We start from the raw sequence: 17769 nt of genomic DNA, 5'->3' as shown, positions 1-17769 counted from the left end.
TACTTTGCACTTGAAAAAATAATAAAAATAGCTTTCTTATTGTAAGTTTTAAGAGCGCAAAAATGGTGTCTACATAATTGTGGACACCAAAATTAAAATATAAAATTTATTATTCATAGATACATTTTGGCAACCTGACAATCATAGAAAATTAAATTTTTCCTTAGACTCATAGCTTTGCGACCCTATTTTTCAATAAGTGTGCCTATTGATATTATATTTTTTTCATTTTTATTCTATTATTACATCTTTTACAACATTTTTCAACTTATATACACTAAATTTAAGTTACAATATTGTAAAAATGGATATTATTTAATCGTTTAATTCAATATAATACCATTTATTCAATATAATATATTTATAAATTTAAATATATTATATATATTTTTCTTATCGCCATGCTAATAAATTCATTTAAAAATCAATAATTTTCTTCAATTTCATATATACCAATTCATGAAAATATATCTCCTAAAATTATTCTTTTATAGAATTTACTTTTTAAGTTCTGTATCAAACTCTCTTCTTGTCCAAGTTTTAAAATCAGCTGGATTTTCTTCATTAATTAAAAATACTCTTGCACCACGAGGAATTTTGTCATCTCCATATCCTCCGTATCCAGTATATCCAGCATATCCAAGCCTAACACCATCTAAAGCAGCACAGTAATTATTAAAATGATCATGCCCTACAAATATACCTTTCACATCACCAATTTTAACTATTTTGTTAAATAAGCATAAATTTATCTTGGCACAGCTCTCATCTTCAAGCCTTTCACCATTTACTAATCCAGTCTTACATGCCTTTTTAAACTTCTTTAAAGGTATATGAAAGAACATAAGCGCAGGTATTAATCTTTTATATTTTTTCTTCAAATTTATCGCTGTTCTTTTATACCACCATATTTGAGTAAGTTTTATCCAATCATATCCTCCAATAATGGCAGGAGCGTATTTTCCTGAATCTATCATATATATATTAAATTTAGGCGTTTTATCTTTTGAACTTTCTACAAGAAGATTATAATTACCTATCCTATCAAAAGTTTTATACCCCACTTGACTCAGATTATGTTTAAAGCTCATATATAAATTCATCATTTCTTCTTTCGTCATCATATTATGTTCATCATCATGATTACCAAAAACTATACACCAAGGTACATTTCTATTTTCCATTGGCTCCGCTATATGATTTATAGCTTTTTTTACATCTTCTGCTGTCTGACATTTGCCATCAATAATATCTCCTGATAATATAACCATATTGGGGTTTTCGTAATCTAATATCTTATTTATAAGCTCTATAGATTTGTCTCTGCTCGGTCCTTCATGTATATCTGTAAATTGAACTATTTTAAACTTGCCATTACTATCAAACCTAAGGTTATTTTTCATATATATTCACCTTTCTTAAAATATAATATTATATGAAAACTAGGTTGTATCTGACACTAACTATTTGCTAATTAGACCTTATTTTAAATTGTAAAAGGATCATTGCATTTTGCAACAATCCTTTATATCTTATAAAACATTAAATATATATTTTTTAATTAAATTTCTACATTTATCAATTAATTTATCACTTGGCTCACTAGAGTCTTAAACGTAAATTTATTATTACAACATATATATCATAATGATTTTATATTTTTATAGTTTAAATTCTTCAATTTTTTCTTTCAATTCCTCAGCCATATCTTTTAAATTATTAAAATTATCAACAAAGCTTTCTGTTGACGCTGTCACTTCTTGCGCTGTCGCTGAAACTTCCTCTGTTCCCGATGCTGTTTCTTCTAATATCGCTGATAAGTTTTCTACTTTTTCAACTACATCATCCTTCATATTATTTATGTTACTCACACCTTCAGCTATTTTACTCACCTTTTCTGTTAAACTTTCTATAGCTGTTACTATTTCTGTAAATATCACTTCTGATTCTTTAACTGCATGCTCTTGATCATCTACTGTTCCACTTGTTTCTAATACCCTGTCAACTGCTAATTCTGATTTACTTTTTATTTCTTTTATTATTTCATCTATTTGTTTGGCTGAAACTGATGTCTCTTCTGCAAGCTTTCTTATTTCATCAGCGACTACTGCAAATCCCTTTCCTGCTTCTCCTGCTCTAGCTGCTTCTATTGCTGCATTTAAGGCTAAAAGATTTGTTTGCTCTGTAATCGCACTTATTGCCTTATTCATGGTGCCTATTTTCATTATACTTTCCGAAACTTCACTTACAACATCTTTTACTGATTCAGTACTTTTTTTAGTTTCATATGATTTATTTATAACGGTCTTTACAATCTTTATTCCATCTTTACCTAAATCATTTGCTTTTATTGCCATACCATTTACACTTTCAGTCGCTTCTTCTATCTTATTCATAGATTGAGATAGTAAGTCCATGCTGTGTGATATCATTTCTAAATTGTTAGAAGACTCCATAGTTCCACTTGATATTTGATTTATTGTCTCACTTACCTGATTCATCGATATTGCTACTTCTTTGCTCATACTAACTGAATTTATAGCATTTTTATTAACATTTATTGCCGAATTATCAACACTCTTAATTAATTTTGCAATATTTTTCTGCATTTTATTAAAACTATTTTCTAGAATTATAAATTCGCGAATATGATTATTTATAATAATTTCTTTGTTAAATTCTCCATTCGCAGTTCTTTCCATTCCATCTTTTAAGGAATTTACTCCTTTACTTATTCTTCTAGCAATAGCCATAGTTATAATTAATGTAATTACCGCTATTGCAAATATAATTATAATTGATGCTATAGTTGAATCATTTTCTGATTTCCTTAGCTCACTAGATGGGATTTTTAGTATTAACTTCCATCCAGTAAGTTCCGAGGTCTCAAAATACCCCTCATATGTACTATTATTATAATTGAATTTGATTTTACCTTTATCACCAATTGATATCTGATTCCAGCAATTGTATTCAGTTGGCTCTGTTCCAGCAATTTTAGTTTTGTCATTGTCAGAAATAACTACACCATCTTTATCAGTAATAATAAACTCTCCGGTTTGTCCGTATTTTATACTTGATAACTGATCTGCTAGTTCACTTAGCTCTACATCTATAGCCATAACGCCTACCGGTACATTATTTTTAATCACAGCCTTATATATTGTTATTGCGCTTTTTCCAGTTATTTTATCTTGATAAGGACTATGAATAATATATTTATTCGGATTCTCTATAGTCTCTTTAAACCAGGATTTTTCTGTAGCGTTATAATCATCTGGCAATTTACTATCAAGTATTTGAAATACTTTTCCAGTGTTGTCTGAATAATATATATTTAAAATACTTTCATCAGTCTTCTTAATTAATTTCATATCTCCATTCAATTTATTATATGGTGATTCTTCAATATTAAAATTATTATTCTCAATTAATGTTTTCAATGTATCTTCATAATATGTAATCTTATTATTTATTATTTCCTGTCCTATATTTGAGAGTAAAGTTCTATTTTCATCAAAACTCTTTTCATTACTCCTCCTTGATGTCGTTGTAGAAATGATACCTAAAATAACTACTGGTATTATTGCTAACATAGCAATTGTAATCAGTAAGTATAACCTTATACTTACTGATTTAATTTGACTTTGTGCTTTATGCATATTTTCCCCCACCTCATAATTAACTTCAATTCATATTATATCGCAAAATATGCCAAAATATCTCATTTTATATTCTTTTTATGAAACTATGCTCAAAAATGACATTTTTTTGACATTAGTCATGTTTATTAGCAATATTTTAATAAATCTTCTTATTTATTATCACATTCTCATTTAAATTGACAAATTTATATTTATTTTTGATAGAAAAAATTAAAACTCAACCTTTTTAGGTTATACCCTCAATTTTACTGGAATATAAATTCCTAAAGAAGAACAAAAGTGGCTGCGCCACGCTCTTTCTTTATACCATTTTTTACAGGTCAATATCCTTATACCCCATTGGTATCACTGGCTTTCAAAATCAAAAAATTCTATACTTTCCTAGACAATAAAAAAACAAAATCCAAGTTATATTAGTAACCTGGATTTTGCTTTCACTAAATTCTTATACATTATTTATTATTATGTTTCTACATATTTAATCCTGAATAAGCTTCTTCTCCATGTAAGGAAATATCTAATCCCTCTGCTTCCTGTTCTGAAGTAGCTCTTAAGCCCATTACTAAACTCATTACTTTAAGTATTACAAATGTCGCAACTGCTGCATACAAGGCAGTTGCACAAGTAGAAATTAAATGAGCTTTTAAAAGTGCAAAGTTACCATATATTAATCCATCACTCCCTGCTGGATTAATTGCCTTTGATGCAAAGATAGCTGTCGCTATAGATCCCCAAATTCCTGCTACTCCATGACAGCCAAAAGCATCTAAGGCATCATCGTATCCTAATTTCCTCTTCAATATAGCTATTGCGAAAAAGCTTAATGCTCCGCCAACTGCTCCAATAAGCACAGCTGATATAGGGCTCACGAATCCTGCCCCCTGAGTTATTGCAACTAACCCGGCTATAGCTCCACTTACTGTTCCTAAGGCTGTAGGTTTTTTATAGAGCAACCATTCACAAAGTACCCATGCAACTGCTCCTGCAGCCGCTGAAGTATTAGTTGTAAAGAATGCATTTACAGCTACATAATTCATTGCAAGAGCACTTCCTGCATTGAATCCAAACCATCCAAACCATAAAAGCCCTCCACCTAATATTGCCATAGGTATATGGTGTGGTTCAGGGATCGCTCTCTTTCTTTTACCAACAACAATTGCCGCAACTAGTCCAGAAACTCCTGAGTTTATCTCTACTGGATTTCCTCCAGCAAAATCAAGGACTCCTAAATTCCTTAACCATCCATTAGCTCCCCATACCCAATGAGAAATAGGATCATAAACAAATGTACTCCACAAAATAATCAATATTATAAACGCCGGGAAATTCATACGTTCAGCAACAGAACCTGAAATTACAGCTGCAGTAATCGCAGAAAACATTAACTGAAATACTACAAATTCTAAATGTGGTATTGTGCCTGCATAATCCGCATTAGGCGCCATTCCTATACCTTTTAGGAAACTCCAATCTAAACCACCTATTACTCCTTTTACATCTGGACCGAAGGCTAAAGTATAACCTATAAAAATCCATTGTAAAGATATAATAACAAGAGCTGCATAACTATGTACTGTAATACTTAATACATTTTTGCTTTTAACCATACCTCCATAAAATAAAGCTAATCCTGGCACCATTAGCATTACTAACGCTGCACTAATAATTACAAATCCCATATCTGCGCCGTTTAATAATTCCATTTTCTATTCCCCCTTGAATAAATTTAATTAAATTTTGAGTACAATTGCTTATTCTAAGTTGTTAAAAAATAAAAAAGACGCTTCACTCCAAAGAAGGTATACCCATACTAGATATATCTTTTTTGAAATGAAAACGCCATTGTTTTCTACATATTTCTTTAAATTTTTAAATTACTTTTATAAGTTTACTATCCCATGTTTTATATGTCAATATAAAATGATAATTTATTATTAGTTATTTTTAAATATGAATTATTTTTTTCATTATACATACGGGCCAGGTAAAATAACAAAATCTCAGACGACTTTGGCTAAGTTCAATATTGTGCTTCACACTCTTTTCATATATGTAGATTTTTTTACGCATTTGCCTTTTTAAACACATGTGAGAGAAATTTGGCAGGCGAATATGATTTATTTTTTATTCTCTTTGCAAACCATAACTTTCTGAGTTAGTCTTTTCCATAACTTATCCACAGATTTAACTTGAATATGAATTCCTAGAGAATAAAAAACTCTCTTGTTTTTACATTAAATCAAGAGAGTTCTAATTAAAAATTAAATTCTTATATACATATTATTGATTAATTTCTATATCCACATGAAAAATCTTCTCCAGGATTTATATCTAATACAACACGTTCGGGTTCAACAAGCGCAACTTCATGTCGACATTTCCACTTGCTATTTTCCGTAATTCCTTCTATGGTGTCTATTTCTTCAAGAACATCGCTATTTTCAAAAATGTAATATCCATAAGAATATAAAATATTCGATATTTCGTCTGGATCTAAATTTTTAAAATGGCATTGTAAATCACATAAACCTACTGATGATAATCCTAATGTATCCATTACATACTCATTCTCATTGTTTTCAATATTAAATAATCTTACATTTAATATACCAAGTAAAACATCATAATCATCATTTAGAGGATTATTTTTTAAATACTCTTCCCTACTTATTACTTGTTCAGTAATATTAAAATGAATGCCTTCACATGGAATTAATTCAACTATAGAATAAAGCGTTTTTTGAAAAAGTTTTATTCTTTCAGCATAATTTAATCCTATAGCCATTATATCTGTAACCAAAACTCTAACCTTACATTTTTCAAATTCTTCTTTATTAACATAGTCAAATGATTGTCCTAATGATTTTCTCAATTTATTAATTTCAGGTTTTTCTTCAATAACGCTAATAACAATTCCAACAGGCGCATTTACATTTTTATATTCTAATATATGATCCATAAATGCAAATGAAATATTGTTATCTCTATTAGATGTAACTTTAACATTTTTAAAATACTTTTGTATATTTCTTAGTAATTCATTTTCCAGAATAACAGGCTTTTCTTTCATCAAAAGTTCAACACTATATATTTCTGAAAAAGCATCAGCTACATTTTCTACCTTTCCATTTTTACTTACTTCATATCTTTTCATTCTATACAAACCCTCTTTCTTATTTTTAATTTTAATTGAAATAAATTCTTTATTCTTTGCTCCAAATAAAAAAGCTGTCTCAAAACATAATTAATTTTGAGACAGCTTTGTCTATGTAAATATTTATTAATTATAACACACTATATATAAATTTAATATACATTCACTTAAAATGTATGTATTATTATAATTATTTTTACATTTTCATTTAATTTGAAAATTAATTCATTCACAAATGGTTTGGTAAATCCATAATATTATTAATAGTATAGATATATTTAAGGAGAAAGCTATGCCCTTAAAATACAAGAACCACATAGACTTTGATAAATTACCCAAAAATTTTCCTCCACAACATCAGGATTGTCAACCAGGAATTGAAGCACGTATGGATCCACCGCCTATATTTGATAATCCTGATTATAAAGGAAGTGATAAATTAAAAGGTAAAGTAGCACTAATCACAGGCGGTGATAGTGGAATCGGAAGAGCCGTAGCTATTGCTTTTGCTAAAGAGGGAGCTGATATAGTAATTTCATATTTATATGAACATCAAGATGCAATAAAAACCAAGCAATATGTTGAAAAATATGGCAGACACTGTCTTCTCATGCCTGGTGATATTTCCTACAAAGATTTCTGCAAAAAACTAGTCGAATGTACAATTGAAAAACTAGGGAAAATTGATATTTTAATAAACAATGCTGGTGTTCAATTTCCTCAAGATAGTATAGAAGAACTATCATCTTCCCAATTAAAAACAACATATTCAATCAATATATTTCCAATGTTTTATCTAACCCAAGCTGCATTGCCACACATGAAAAGAGGAAGTACAATTGTAAACACGGCTTCTGTCACAGCTTACCAAGGTAATAAAACTTTAATTGACTATTCTTCAACCAAAGGCTCAATTGTAACCTTCACTCGTTCTCTTTCCCAATCCATAGTAACCAAAGGAATTAGAGTTAATGCTGTAGCTCCAGGCCCTATTTGGACGCCACTTATAGTATCAAGCTTTTCTGCTGAAGAAGTTGCTAAATTTGGATCTGACGTTCCTATGAAAAGAGCTGGCCAACCTTTCGAATTGGCTCCAGCATATGTATATCTTGCATCTAATGACTCCTCCTATGTTACTGGGCAAGTACTTCATGTAAATGGTGGAACTATGGTTGATAGTTAGAATAAATTTAACAACCGAATATATTCTTTAGGGCACAATAAATTAGGGCTTGTTAACAAGCCCTTACTTATTGTCTATAAATTCAATCTTCCAATTAAAGTATCCACTCTCCTCATTTTTCTCATATTTGAAATATGCCGAAAATGTATTACCTTTTTTACTCTTAAGATTTCTAAATCCTACTTTTCCATTCTTAAGCAGAAGTTCAACCATTTCTTTAGATATTTTCTTACCGAAAGATGCTATATATCTATCATCTTTCCAAATCGTATATTTGCATCCATTTTTCCAGTTACTGCATCCAAAACTCTTTTCACCTTCAATTACTGGATTTCCACAGACTGGACATGGTCCTATATTCTCACTATCTTTAGGTATTTCTACTTTAAATCTTGATAATGCAGCATCATCTTTTTTTATCAATTCTACGGATTGGATTGTGAAATCTGTTATAAGTTTAATAAATTCACTTTTAGCAAATTTTCCTTTCTCTATATCTGAAAGAGTTTTCTCTAATCTACCTGTATACTCCAAGTCAAATAATTCTTTTACTGGAAAAGTCTCAACCAAATTTCTCCCAAGCTCTGTACACATAAGATTTTTACCTTTTGTCTTTAGGTATCCTATATCCTTTAATTTCTTTATTGTTTCTGCTCTAGTCGCTGGAGTTCCTATGCTAAACCCACTTAAAATTGCCTGCATCATTTCTTCTGAGTCTTCATCTTTTCCTTCAATACCTTTTCCGCAAGTCTCCATTACTCTAAGTAATGTTTTTTCAGTGTGATACTTAGGTGGCTTCTTAGTAACAGAATTCACTTTAGAATCTACAATATCTACAGTTTCATCTATTTCAATTTTGGGTAGAATTACATCTTTACTTTCTATTTTCTCTACTACTTTCCATCCCTCTACAAGCTTTACTTTCCCTTTCGAAACAAAAATTCCATTCATTTCTGAAACATTAGCTTTTAATGTAACTTTTGTTTCTTCAAATTCAGCTATAGGCATAAACTGCATTATAAATCTATTTTTAATAGCATCATATACTATTTTTTCATCAGACGATAAGCCCGATGGCTTTATATATGTTGGTGTTATAGCACTGTGACTCTCAACCTTCGAGCTATCAAAAATTCTTTTTGATGTACTAAATTTAATATCTTTTTCATATGGCAATCCAGCTTTTAATGTATCTAAAACTTTTTTCGCTCTATCCTTTAAACTTTCTTCTAAAACCACACTTGCCGTTCTTGGATAGGTAGTAAGCTTCTTTTCATAAAGAGACTGTGCAACTTTAAGAACTTTATCTGATGTCCATCCCTTATATTTACTAGTTATATGTCCCTGCAGATTAGATAAATTAAATAAGTATGGTGGATATTCTTTTTTTAATTCTGTCTGCTTATCAATAATCTTAGCAGTTGCTCCTTCAAGCCTTGAAATAAATTTATCCAAATCTTCCTTTTTCTCAAACTTTTCAGAATCATTCTCATAATAAAGTCCCTCAAATTCTTCATTGGCTGAAGTTTTGAAGTTTGACACTAGCTTATAATAAGTTGTTGCTGTAAAATTCTCTATTTCTTTATCTCTATCATAAATAATCTTTAAAGTTGGAAGAAGCACTCTTCCTATATTAATAGTCTTGTTTTCTTCAAATTTATATTTCAGTGTACTTACAGATGTTAAATTAATTCCAATTATCCAGTCACTCCACTGTCTTCCTATTCCAGCATCTTGCAGTGGCTGCATTTCCTTATTATCTTTTAGTGATTCCATTCCGCTTTTAACTTCATCAGGTGTCCACTCGTTTAAAAGTAATCTATATATAGGCTTTTTCACCTTAAAATAGCCAAACAATTCATCAGCTATAACCTGCCCTTCCCGATCGAAGTCAGTAGCTGATACAATGCCATCAACATCTTCTTTATCAATTAAGGATTTTATTATTCCAAGCTGTTTCTTTGCACCCTTATCTTCAACAGTTCTGTCTACACTATCACATTTAACCTTATATAAAAAATGCTCTGGAATGAAAGGAAATTTCTCAAACCTCCACCCCTTCATATTTTCATCATAGTCTTTTGCATCATATAATTGTAAAAGATGCCCAAACGCCCACGTTATGTAATAGCCATTTCCTTCAAAATAACCATCTCTTCTAGTTTTTACATTAAATGCATCTGCAATATTTTTAGCAACAGATGGTTTTTCCGCAATAATAACTTTTGCCATGATATATTTTATTATCCTCCTTTAAGCACAATTAAAAAAATAATGGACCATCATATCTGCATGTTCTGCACTTTAGGTCTATTATTTCCTTTCAGGTGCCTTAGTTATTACTTGTAGCACTTATATATATTAACACTAATCAAAAAATAAAACCAGCTGAAGTTCTTTATGTAAATATCAGGTATCAAAAATAGACAAATACTCTCATATTAATTATTTCCTTTACATATTAAAAGAAGGTATAAATGAACAAATCATTTATACCTTGCATCTAAATTATTCAAGCTTTTCTCACTAATAATATTTTAACTTATTCTTTTCTTTCAATACACAATGCTTTATCTGCTTCTTTAAGCATGTTTTCTATAACTTCCATTGAAGAATATCCTAATTTATTATTAAATATTTCTGTACCGCATACTAAAAACTCGCTTCCCAATTTAATGGCTGACTTTATAGTTTCAGTAGTAATTCCGCCTTGCATCTGCACTGTTCCATCAAAGTTTCTAGTAAAATAATTAATGTAATCTGCTATTTCTTTCGAATTCAACATCCCAAATGAATTACTTGAACGTGCACCTGTAGCCTCCACTTGAAATGTTAACATTCCAATCTTATCTTGAAATGGCGATATAAATTCCAGTATTTCTTTCTTAGTTTTCGGAATAAATCTATCCGTTCCGACAACCTCAATCACAGGGCTTACGCAAGCTCCCATTTCAATTATCTCATCTATAATTTCCTTTAATTCCTGGCGATCTTTCACTACTTCTAGCTGAAAACATACAGCCCCAACATTTATGTGCTTAATATCTTTTATATGAATCTTAGGATAATCCGTAAGTAAATGCACATTCAAAAATACCTCATATAATCCGGCTATCGTATTTAATCTTTCAATAAAGCTTATGTTAAAAATATGAGAATTAACGCTTGGACTATCACTTCCAAAATTGCTATAATCATCGAAGTTTATATCCACATGTAATGTTTTTATATTACCTTGTTTTAGCAAAATTTCTACTTCTTCAATCACCTTACCTTGAATTGTATCAATATCAAGTGATTCATCTAATTTATCCAGTATAGTAATTAATGCAGGGTTTATTTTTATAACTTTTCCATTTATAACATCTTTTTTGTTATAAAATCTTAATGCCGATGTCCCATAAAAAATTTCCCTATTATTCTTCATTAAAGCCTCCCGCTAATTTAAGCTTTTATTAGTTTATTCTTATAATTTATCCCAAATTGGTAATCTTTAAATATCTACTCTATTTCTTTTTTCTCCTCTATTATACGCACTTATATTTTCTAATAAATCTGAAAACAACCTACTTCTAGCTTCTTCACTTGCCCACGCTACATGAGGTGTCAAAATCAGCCTATCTTTATTTTTTACTTTTAATAGTGAGTTTTCTACTGGAATAGGTTCCTCTTTAAATACATCCAGAGCTGCACCTCCTATTATCTCCTCATCTAAAGCTCTAGCTAAATCTTCATCCACAATTATAGGACCTCTTCCAACATTAATTAAAACAGCATCTTTTTTCATTTTTGTAAATGCATCATAGTTTAATAATCCTTCAGTTTTTTCATTTAAAGGAGCATGTATTGAAATAATATCACATTGCTTTAACAAAGACTCAAACTCCACTCTTGCAAAATCTGAATCCGAATTTTTTCCTGAAGTTGAATAGTATACTACTCTTGCACCAAAAGCTTGAGCTATTCTAGCCACTCTTTTTCCAATGGCTCCAAGTCCAATTATTCCCCATATCTTACCACATAAATCTTTATATGGTAATTCTAAATTTGTGAACATATCATATCTTGAATACTCTCCAGATTTAACAAAGTTATCAAAATAGCTTATATTATCGTATAAATGAAGTAACATAGCAAAAGTATGTTGAGCTACAGTCGTAGTCGAATATCCTCTTACATTAGTTACCGCAATATTTCTTTCTTTAGCATATTCTATATCTATATTGTTATATCCTGTAGCCATTTCGCATATTAATTCCAATTCGCTCGCATCTTTTAAATTTTCCCTGTTTAACTTAACTTTATTAGTTAAAACAATATTAGCATTTCTAATTCTTCCTGCAACTTCTTCTTCAGATGTCAAATCATAATAAATCACCTGTCCAAACTCATTTAATTTAATATAGTCTACATTTCCTAAAGTTCTTCCATCCAATACTACTATTTTCTTCATACTCAATCTCCTTTTCCAACTTTAAAATAATCCTATTTACTCTATAATGATAAAAAAAGAAGTTCTCAAAAATTATGATTTTACTTGCTAACTTTATGAATACATACCTTATTTTTCTATATTAATAATACCGTAAACAAATTTAAATGTAAACTTATACGTAATTATTTTACAACTCAACCAATACCGTATTCATGTGTTAAAAATTTATTTTAAGTAATTAAAAATGACTATAATACGTAAAAAAAATAAAGAGTTATGGATATAAAATTTTTCGCTCTCCATAACTCTTAATTATTTTATTCTTAAATCAATAATCATTTAATAGGGGCTGGTTTTATATACCAAATTTCATCTGCATATTGCTTTATAGTTCTATCACTTGAAAATATTCCTGAACTATATAGATTAGCAAAACATTTTTGAGCCCATTTCTTTTTGTCCTTATAATCTTCAAACACTCTTTCTTGAGTCTGCTTAAACGAGTCAAAATCTGCAAGTACATAATACTGATCTCTTTCCTCTAACAAAGCATTATATAAGTCTTCAAAGTATCCCGTTCTTCCATCGTCTAGTGTACCATCGATTAAAGTATCAACTACTCTCTTAATACTTGGATTTTCTCTATAATACCATTTTGGATCATAGTCATGCTTAATTCTTTCAATATCATCTACTCTAAGTCCAAATATATAGTTATTTTCCTCTCCGCTTTCTTGAACAATTTCTATATTAGCACCATCATAAGTTCCAAATGTTGGAGTAGCATTCAACATAAATTTCATATTTCCTGTCCCCGAAGCTTCTTTCCCAGCCGTTGAAATTTGTTTAGATAAGTCTGAACCTGGAAATAGTTTTTGAGCATAAGACACCCTATAATTATGAACAAAAACAACTTTTATTTTCTTAGAAACTTCTGAGTCATTATCTACAAGTCTAGCTATTTCATTTATAAATTTTACAATCCCCTTGGCTCTTCTATATCCTGGGAATGCTTTAGCTCCAAATATAAATGTTGTTTTTGGTATATCTAAATTTGGATTCTCTTTTATTCTGTAATATAAATCTAAAATGTATAAGGCGTTTAATAACTGCCTCTTATATTCATGTAATCTCTTAATCTGAATATCAAAGAATGAATCTGGATCTATATTAATTCCCTCTTCTTGTTTAATATAATCTGCTAGTTGAACTTTCTTCTCATGCTTAATTTCCATAAGTCTCTCAAGTACTGCATCATCATCTTTAAATTTCTCTAGACCCTTAAGAAGCTCTAAATTTTTAATCCAATCTTCACTTTCTAACAAATCTGTAATAAGCTCGGATAATTCTGCATTGCAGAGCCTAAGCCATCTTCTTGGTGTAATTCCATTAGTTTTGTTTTGAAATTTATTTGGATATAAATGATACCAGTGATTTAATTCATTTTTCTTTAAAATTTCTGTATGAAGTGCTGCAACACCATTTACAGCTCTCCCAACAAATATAGCTAAATTGGCCATTCTCATCTGATTATTTGCAATAATTCTAAAATTCCATATTGCACCTTCGTCATATCCTTTTTGTCTTAGCTCATTCATTAATGCTTCATCAACTTGATATGCAATTTGAAGTATTCTTGGGAATAATCTTTCTATTAATCTTATATCCCACTTTTCTAGTGCCTCAGCAAGTATTGTATGGTTTGTATATCCAAAAAACTCTTTAGCTATTGATAATGCTTCCGAAAATTCTACATACTCTTCATCAACTAATATTCTTATAAATTCAAGGATTGATATTGTTGGATGAGTATCATTTAATTGTGCTACATTGTATTTTACAAATTCAGAAAAATCCGCCCCAAATTTAGCCTTATGTTTTTTTAGTATATCTTTCATAGACGCACTTGAGAAGAAATATTGTTGCCTAAGCCTTAATATCTTTCCTGCCTCTGCTGTATCATTGGGATATAATACTCTTGATATATCCTCTGCTTTATTTCTTGCTGATACGGCTTCAATATATTGTTGGTTATTGAACAGATTGAAGTCAAATTCTCTTAAAGCCTCACATTGCCATAATCTTAAAGTATTTATATTTTTAGTTCCGTAACCAATTATAGGTACATCGTAAGGAACTGCTTTTACTGTCATATCTGAATATCTAATTATTTGAATTTCATCATCTTTCCTAACACTCCATGAATCCCCATATTTTAACCATGTATCTTCACATTCAGTTTGAAACCCATTTTCAATATTTTGTTTAAATAACCCGTTGCTATACCTAATTCCGTATCCAACTAAAGGCATGTTTAATGTCGCTCCAGATTCCACAAAACATGCTGCAAGTCTTCCAAGCCCACCATTACCAAGTCCTGCATCTTCTTCTATTTCTTCGATTCTATTTAAGTCTATATTTAACTCTTTTAAAACATCCTTAACTTCATCGTATAAACCTAAATTCATTAAATTATTACCTAGAGCTCTTCCCATTAAATATTCTGCTGATAAATAATATGCCATTCTTCCTTTGTTATAAGTTTCACTTGTTTCATTCCAATTATCAATTATCTCCTCCAAAATAGTTAATGAAAGCGCATTAAAAATTTCATAATCCTGAGCATCCTTCAACTTTACTGCATGTTTTACTTTTAAATATCTTTCTATACCATTTCTTATTCTTTGTTTATCCACACTTACTCACACCTTCCATAAATTCTAGTTAATCTATATATTTTATTTGCTAACTCATTAGTAAAAACACCGTCTTTTGCTCTCCATGTCCAATTTTCTCCAATAGTAGACGGTAAATTTATTCTAGTTTCATTTCCAAGATTTAAGAAGTCTTGCATAAGTGCAATAGATGTATCTGCAACACTGCTCCATATTCCTCTTATAAATCCCCAATTATACCCTTCTTTTTCTGTAAGATTTAAATATTCAACTGCATTCTCAACTTCATTCTTACTTCCTGTCGTTTGAATCCAGCCTTTTATAGTATCATTATCATGAGTCCCTGTATATGCCACGCAATTTCTTTCATAATTATGCGGTAGATATGGATTTTCACAATCACCTGAAAAGGCAAATGCTAATACCTTCATACCTGGAAAACCAGTCTCTATTCTAAATTTTATAGTATCTTCAGTTAATAGACCTAGATCCTCAGCTATAATCTCTATATCTCCAAGTTCTTTTCTTATTGCATTAAATAATTTCATTTCTGGTCCTTTTACCCATTCTCCATTTACAGCTGTTCTCTCTCCATAAGGTATGGACCAATATGCCTCAAATCCTCTGAAATGATCTATTCTTATTACATCATAAAGCTTTAAGCTCTGCCTGATTCTATTTATCCACCATTTATAGTTTTCTCTTTCTAAATACTCCCAATTATAAATAGGATTTCCCCAAAGCTGCCCAGTTGAAGAAAATGCGTCAGGTGGGCAGCCTGAAATTTTTATTGGAGTTAATGTTTCTTCATCTACTAAAAATACTTTTGGATTACTCCACAAATCTGCGCTATCCTCTGCAACATATATGGGTATATCACCTATAATTTTAATTCCTAATTCATTAACATAATTTTTCAAGTTTGTCCATTGTTTAAAAAATTCGTATTGAACAAATTTCCAGTATTGAATTTCATCTTTAAGTTCTTCTTTATAGTTCTTTAAAACATCATTTTTCCTTAATTTAATATCAGCATCCCATGTTTGAAAACTTTTTAGGTCAAACTTATTCTTTAAGGCCATAAATGTAGCATAGTCATCAAGCCACATATCTTCTTCTTTTTCAAAATTCTTAAAATCCTCAGATTGCTTCTGCTTAAAATTTTCATATGCCAATTTTAATACTTTCAATTTTTCTTTAAATAACAATTCATAATTTATACGCTCTGGATTATCACCAAAATTTATTTCATCATAATCGGACTTTCTTATCAAATTTTCAGACTCTAAAATATCAAAATCAATAAAATAAGGATTTCCAGCAAATGCCGAAAATGACTGGTATGGTGAATCCCCATAACTAGTCTGTCCTAAAGGAAGTATCTGCCAAAAACTTTGACCCGCTTTCTTCAAAAAATCCGCAAATTCATATGCCTCTTTTCCAAATGTTCCAATTCCATATCTACCTGGCAAAGATGCAATATGCATAATGATTCCACTACCTCTTTTCATTCTCATTCCTCCACCCTCTAGGAATATAATAATAACTTAAATTATTATATATATTATTTCCCTTTTTAATATTCTTTAGATATCAATAACCATTACTTTAACAAATTGAAGCATGAATCCCTCTCAATTAAATTAGTTTCTAATAATATGTGTTGGTTTTCTTTTCTTTCATTAATCTGAGATATTAATAAATTTATACTCATAGTTGCCATTAGCTTGTCCGGCTGTTTTACTGTTGTTATACTAGGATTATAATATTCACTTTCATCCATGCCATCAAATCCGATTATTGATATATCCTCAGGAACTTTTAACCCACTATCAAGAATTGCTTTAGCAGCACCTATAGCCATAATATCTGAAAGAGCAAAAAATGCAGTAATATCCTTTCTTATTTTCAATAATTCCAGTGTTTCATTATATGCGCCTCTGCTTGAATATCCACCAACAATAATTAACTCATCATCAATTTTTATTTTACTTTTTTCTAATGCTTCCCTATATCCTTGCATTCTTAATATGCTTACGCCTATATCATCAGCTTCTCCTAAAATTAATGCTATTTTTTTATGACCTTTTTCTATCAGATATGAGGTTGCATCATATGAACTTTTAACATTATCTATACCGACAGATGAATAATATTCCTTGCCTTGTTTTGAAACAGTATTGACAGAAGTTAGTACTATAGGGACATTTATTTCTTTAAAACAGTCATCTGTAATATCAGCAAAATTACCGCCTAAGCAGATAATTCCTTGTAATTTCTTCTCTTTTATAAAAGCTATTAAAGTTTCAACCTCTTGGTCATTCTTATAATCATTTTGATGCAATATCATTGTATATCCATTTTCATTTATTATATTTCCTATGACATTAATCATTTGAGAAAAAAATGGATTGAATACGCCTTTTACTAAAACTCCTATATTTTTTGTGTTTTGTTGTTTTAGTATTCTAGCACTATTATTAGGTATATAATTACTTTCTTTTATTAATTCCAAAATCTTTTGTCTTGTACTTTCTTTAACATCAGGATGATTATTTAATACTCTTGAAACAGTGCTGACTCCAACCTGTGCTAATTTTGCTATATCCTTTATATTCATATTTATCTCCTGCATCACTATTAAATTATAATAGCTC

The 17769-nt window shown here is 29.9% G+C and carries 11 protein-coding genes and 1 riboswitch; of the genes, 1 reads left to right on the top strand and 10 read right to left on the bottom strand.

What is annotated here, in order from left to right; translation table 11 throughout:
- Positions 1 to 125: 125 nt before the first annotated feature.
- A riboswitch (cyclic di-GMP riboswitch) is annotated at positions 126 to 216 on the bottom strand.
- Between the two features lie 281 nt (positions 217 to 497).
- The 4 genes from KEC93_RS05025 to KEC93_RS05010 form a co-directional block, all read right to left on the bottom strand.
- Complete coding sequence (locus KEC93_RS05025) at positions 498 to 1403, bottom strand: metallophosphoesterase family protein (RefSeq protein WP_023973983.1); 906 nt, start codon at positions 1401 to 1403, stop codon at positions 498 to 500.
- Positions 1404 to 1661: 258 nt separating this feature from the next.
- Complete coding sequence (locus KEC93_RS05020) at positions 1662 to 3662, bottom strand: methyl-accepting chemotaxis protein (protein ID WP_077868372.1); 2001 nt, start codon at positions 3660 to 3662, stop codon at positions 1662 to 1664.
- Positions 3663 to 4135: 473 nt separating this feature from the next.
- On the bottom strand, positions 4136 to 5368 hold the full coding sequence (locus tag KEC93_RS05015) for an ammonium transporter (RefSeq protein ID WP_023973985.1): 1233 nt from the start codon (positions 5366 to 5368) through the stop codon (positions 4136 to 4138).
- Between the two features lie 584 nt (positions 5369 to 5952).
- Positions 5953 to 6819 (bottom strand): DUF4261 domain-containing protein, encoded by an 867-nt coding sequence (locus tag KEC93_RS05010; protein ID WP_077868373.1) that lies wholly within the window; start codon positions 6817 to 6819, stop codon positions 5953 to 5955.
- A 292-nt stretch (positions 6820 to 7111) separates the two neighbouring features.
- Here KEC93_RS05010 and KEC93_RS05005 point away from each other — a divergent pair, with 292 nt between their 5' ends.
- The gene (locus KEC93_RS05005; protein WP_077868374.1) at positions 7112 to 8002 is read left to right on the top strand and encodes an SDR family oxidoreductase; all 891 of its coding nucleotides are present in this window, start codon (positions 7112 to 7114) and stop codon (positions 8000 to 8002) included.
- A gap of 63 nt (positions 8003 to 8065) precedes the next feature.
- On the opposite strand, the gene KEC93_RS05000 is transcribed toward KEC93_RS05005, so the two are convergent.
- The 6 genes from KEC93_RS05000 to KEC93_RS04975 all read right to left on the bottom strand — a co-directional run bounded on the left by KEC93_RS05000 (position 8066) and on the right by KEC93_RS04975 (position 17732).
- Complete coding sequence (locus tag KEC93_RS05000) at positions 8066 to 10234, bottom strand: type IA DNA topoisomerase (protein WP_017211802.1); 2169 nt, start codon at positions 10232 to 10234, stop codon at positions 8066 to 8068.
- Positions 10235 to 10544: 310 nt separating this feature from the next.
- Positions 10545 to 11429 (bottom strand): beta/alpha barrel domain-containing protein, encoded by an 885-nt coding sequence (locus tag KEC93_RS04995; RefSeq protein WP_077868375.1) that lies wholly within the window; start codon positions 11427 to 11429, stop codon positions 10545 to 10547.
- A 66-nt stretch (positions 11430 to 11495) separates the two neighbouring features.
- A complete protein-coding gene (locus tag KEC93_RS04990) occupies positions 11496 to 12455 on the bottom strand; it encodes a D-2-hydroxyacid dehydrogenase (protein WP_077868376.1) in 960 nt (319 codons plus the stop codon).
- 317 nt (positions 12456 to 12772) lie between these two features.
- Complete coding sequence (locus tag KEC93_RS04985; protein ID WP_077868377.1) at positions 12773 to 15133, bottom strand: glycogen/starch/alpha-glucan phosphorylase; 2361 nt, start codon at positions 15131 to 15133, stop codon at positions 12773 to 12775.
- Between the two features lie 2 nt (positions 15134 to 15135).
- Complete coding sequence (gene malQ / locus KEC93_RS04980; RefSeq protein ID WP_077868378.1) at positions 15136 to 16623, bottom strand: 4-alpha-glucanotransferase; 1488 nt, start codon at positions 16621 to 16623, stop codon at positions 15136 to 15138.
- A gap of 92 nt (positions 16624 to 16715) precedes the next feature.
- Positions 16716 to 17732, bottom strand: coding sequence for a LacI family DNA-binding transcriptional regulator (locus KEC93_RS04975; RefSeq protein WP_077868379.1), 1017 nt, complete (start codon positions 17730 to 17732; stop codon positions 16716 to 16718).
- Positions 17733 to 17769: the final 37 nt, after the last annotated feature.

Source organism: Clostridium beijerinckii, from assembly GCF_018223745.1.
GTDB lineage: Bacteria > Bacillota > Clostridia > Clostridiales > Clostridiaceae > Clostridium > Clostridium beijerinckii.
This window is presented reverse-complemented; position numbering and strand designations above follow the sequence as displayed.

Excerpts from the sequence above, each read along its gene's own strand:
- KEC93_RS05010 (WP_077868373.1), bottom strand. The coding sequence starts at position 6,819 with ATGAAAAGATATGAAGTAAGTAAAAATGGAAAGGTAGAAAATGTAGCT.
- KEC93_RS05005 (WP_077868374.1), top strand. The coding sequence starts at position 7,112 with ATGCCCTTAAAATACAAGAACCACATAGACTTTGATAAATTACCCAAA.
- KEC93_RS05015 (WP_023973985.1), bottom strand. The coding sequence starts at position 5,368 with ATGGAATTATTAAACGGCGCAGATATGGGATTTGTAATTATTAGTGCA.
- KEC93_RS05000 (WP_017211802.1), bottom strand. The coding sequence starts at position 10,234 with ATGGCAAAAGTTATTATTGCGGAAAAACCATCTGTTGCTAAAAATATT.
- KEC93_RS05020 (WP_077868372.1), bottom strand. The coding sequence starts at position 3,662 with ATGCATAAAGCACAAAGTCAAATTAAATCAGTAAGTATAAGGTTATAC.
- KEC93_RS04975 (WP_077868379.1), bottom strand. The coding sequence starts at position 17,732 with ATGAATATAAAGGATATAGCAAAATTAGCACAGGTTGGAGTCAGCACT.
- KEC93_RS04995 (WP_077868375.1), bottom strand. The coding sequence starts at position 11,429 with ATGAAGAATAATAGGGAAATTTTTTATGGGACATCGGCATTAAGATTT.
- KEC93_RS04990 (WP_077868376.1), bottom strand. The coding sequence starts at position 12,455 with ATGAAGAAAATAGTAGTATTGGATGGAAGAACTTTAGGAAATGTAGAC.
- malQ (WP_077868378.1), bottom strand. The coding sequence starts at position 16,623 with ATGAAAAGAGGTAGTGGAATCATTATGCATATTGCATCTTTGCCAGGT.
- KEC93_RS05025 (WP_023973983.1), bottom strand. The coding sequence starts at position 1,403 with ATGAAAAATAACCTTAGGTTTGATAGTAATGGCAAGTTTAAAATAGTT.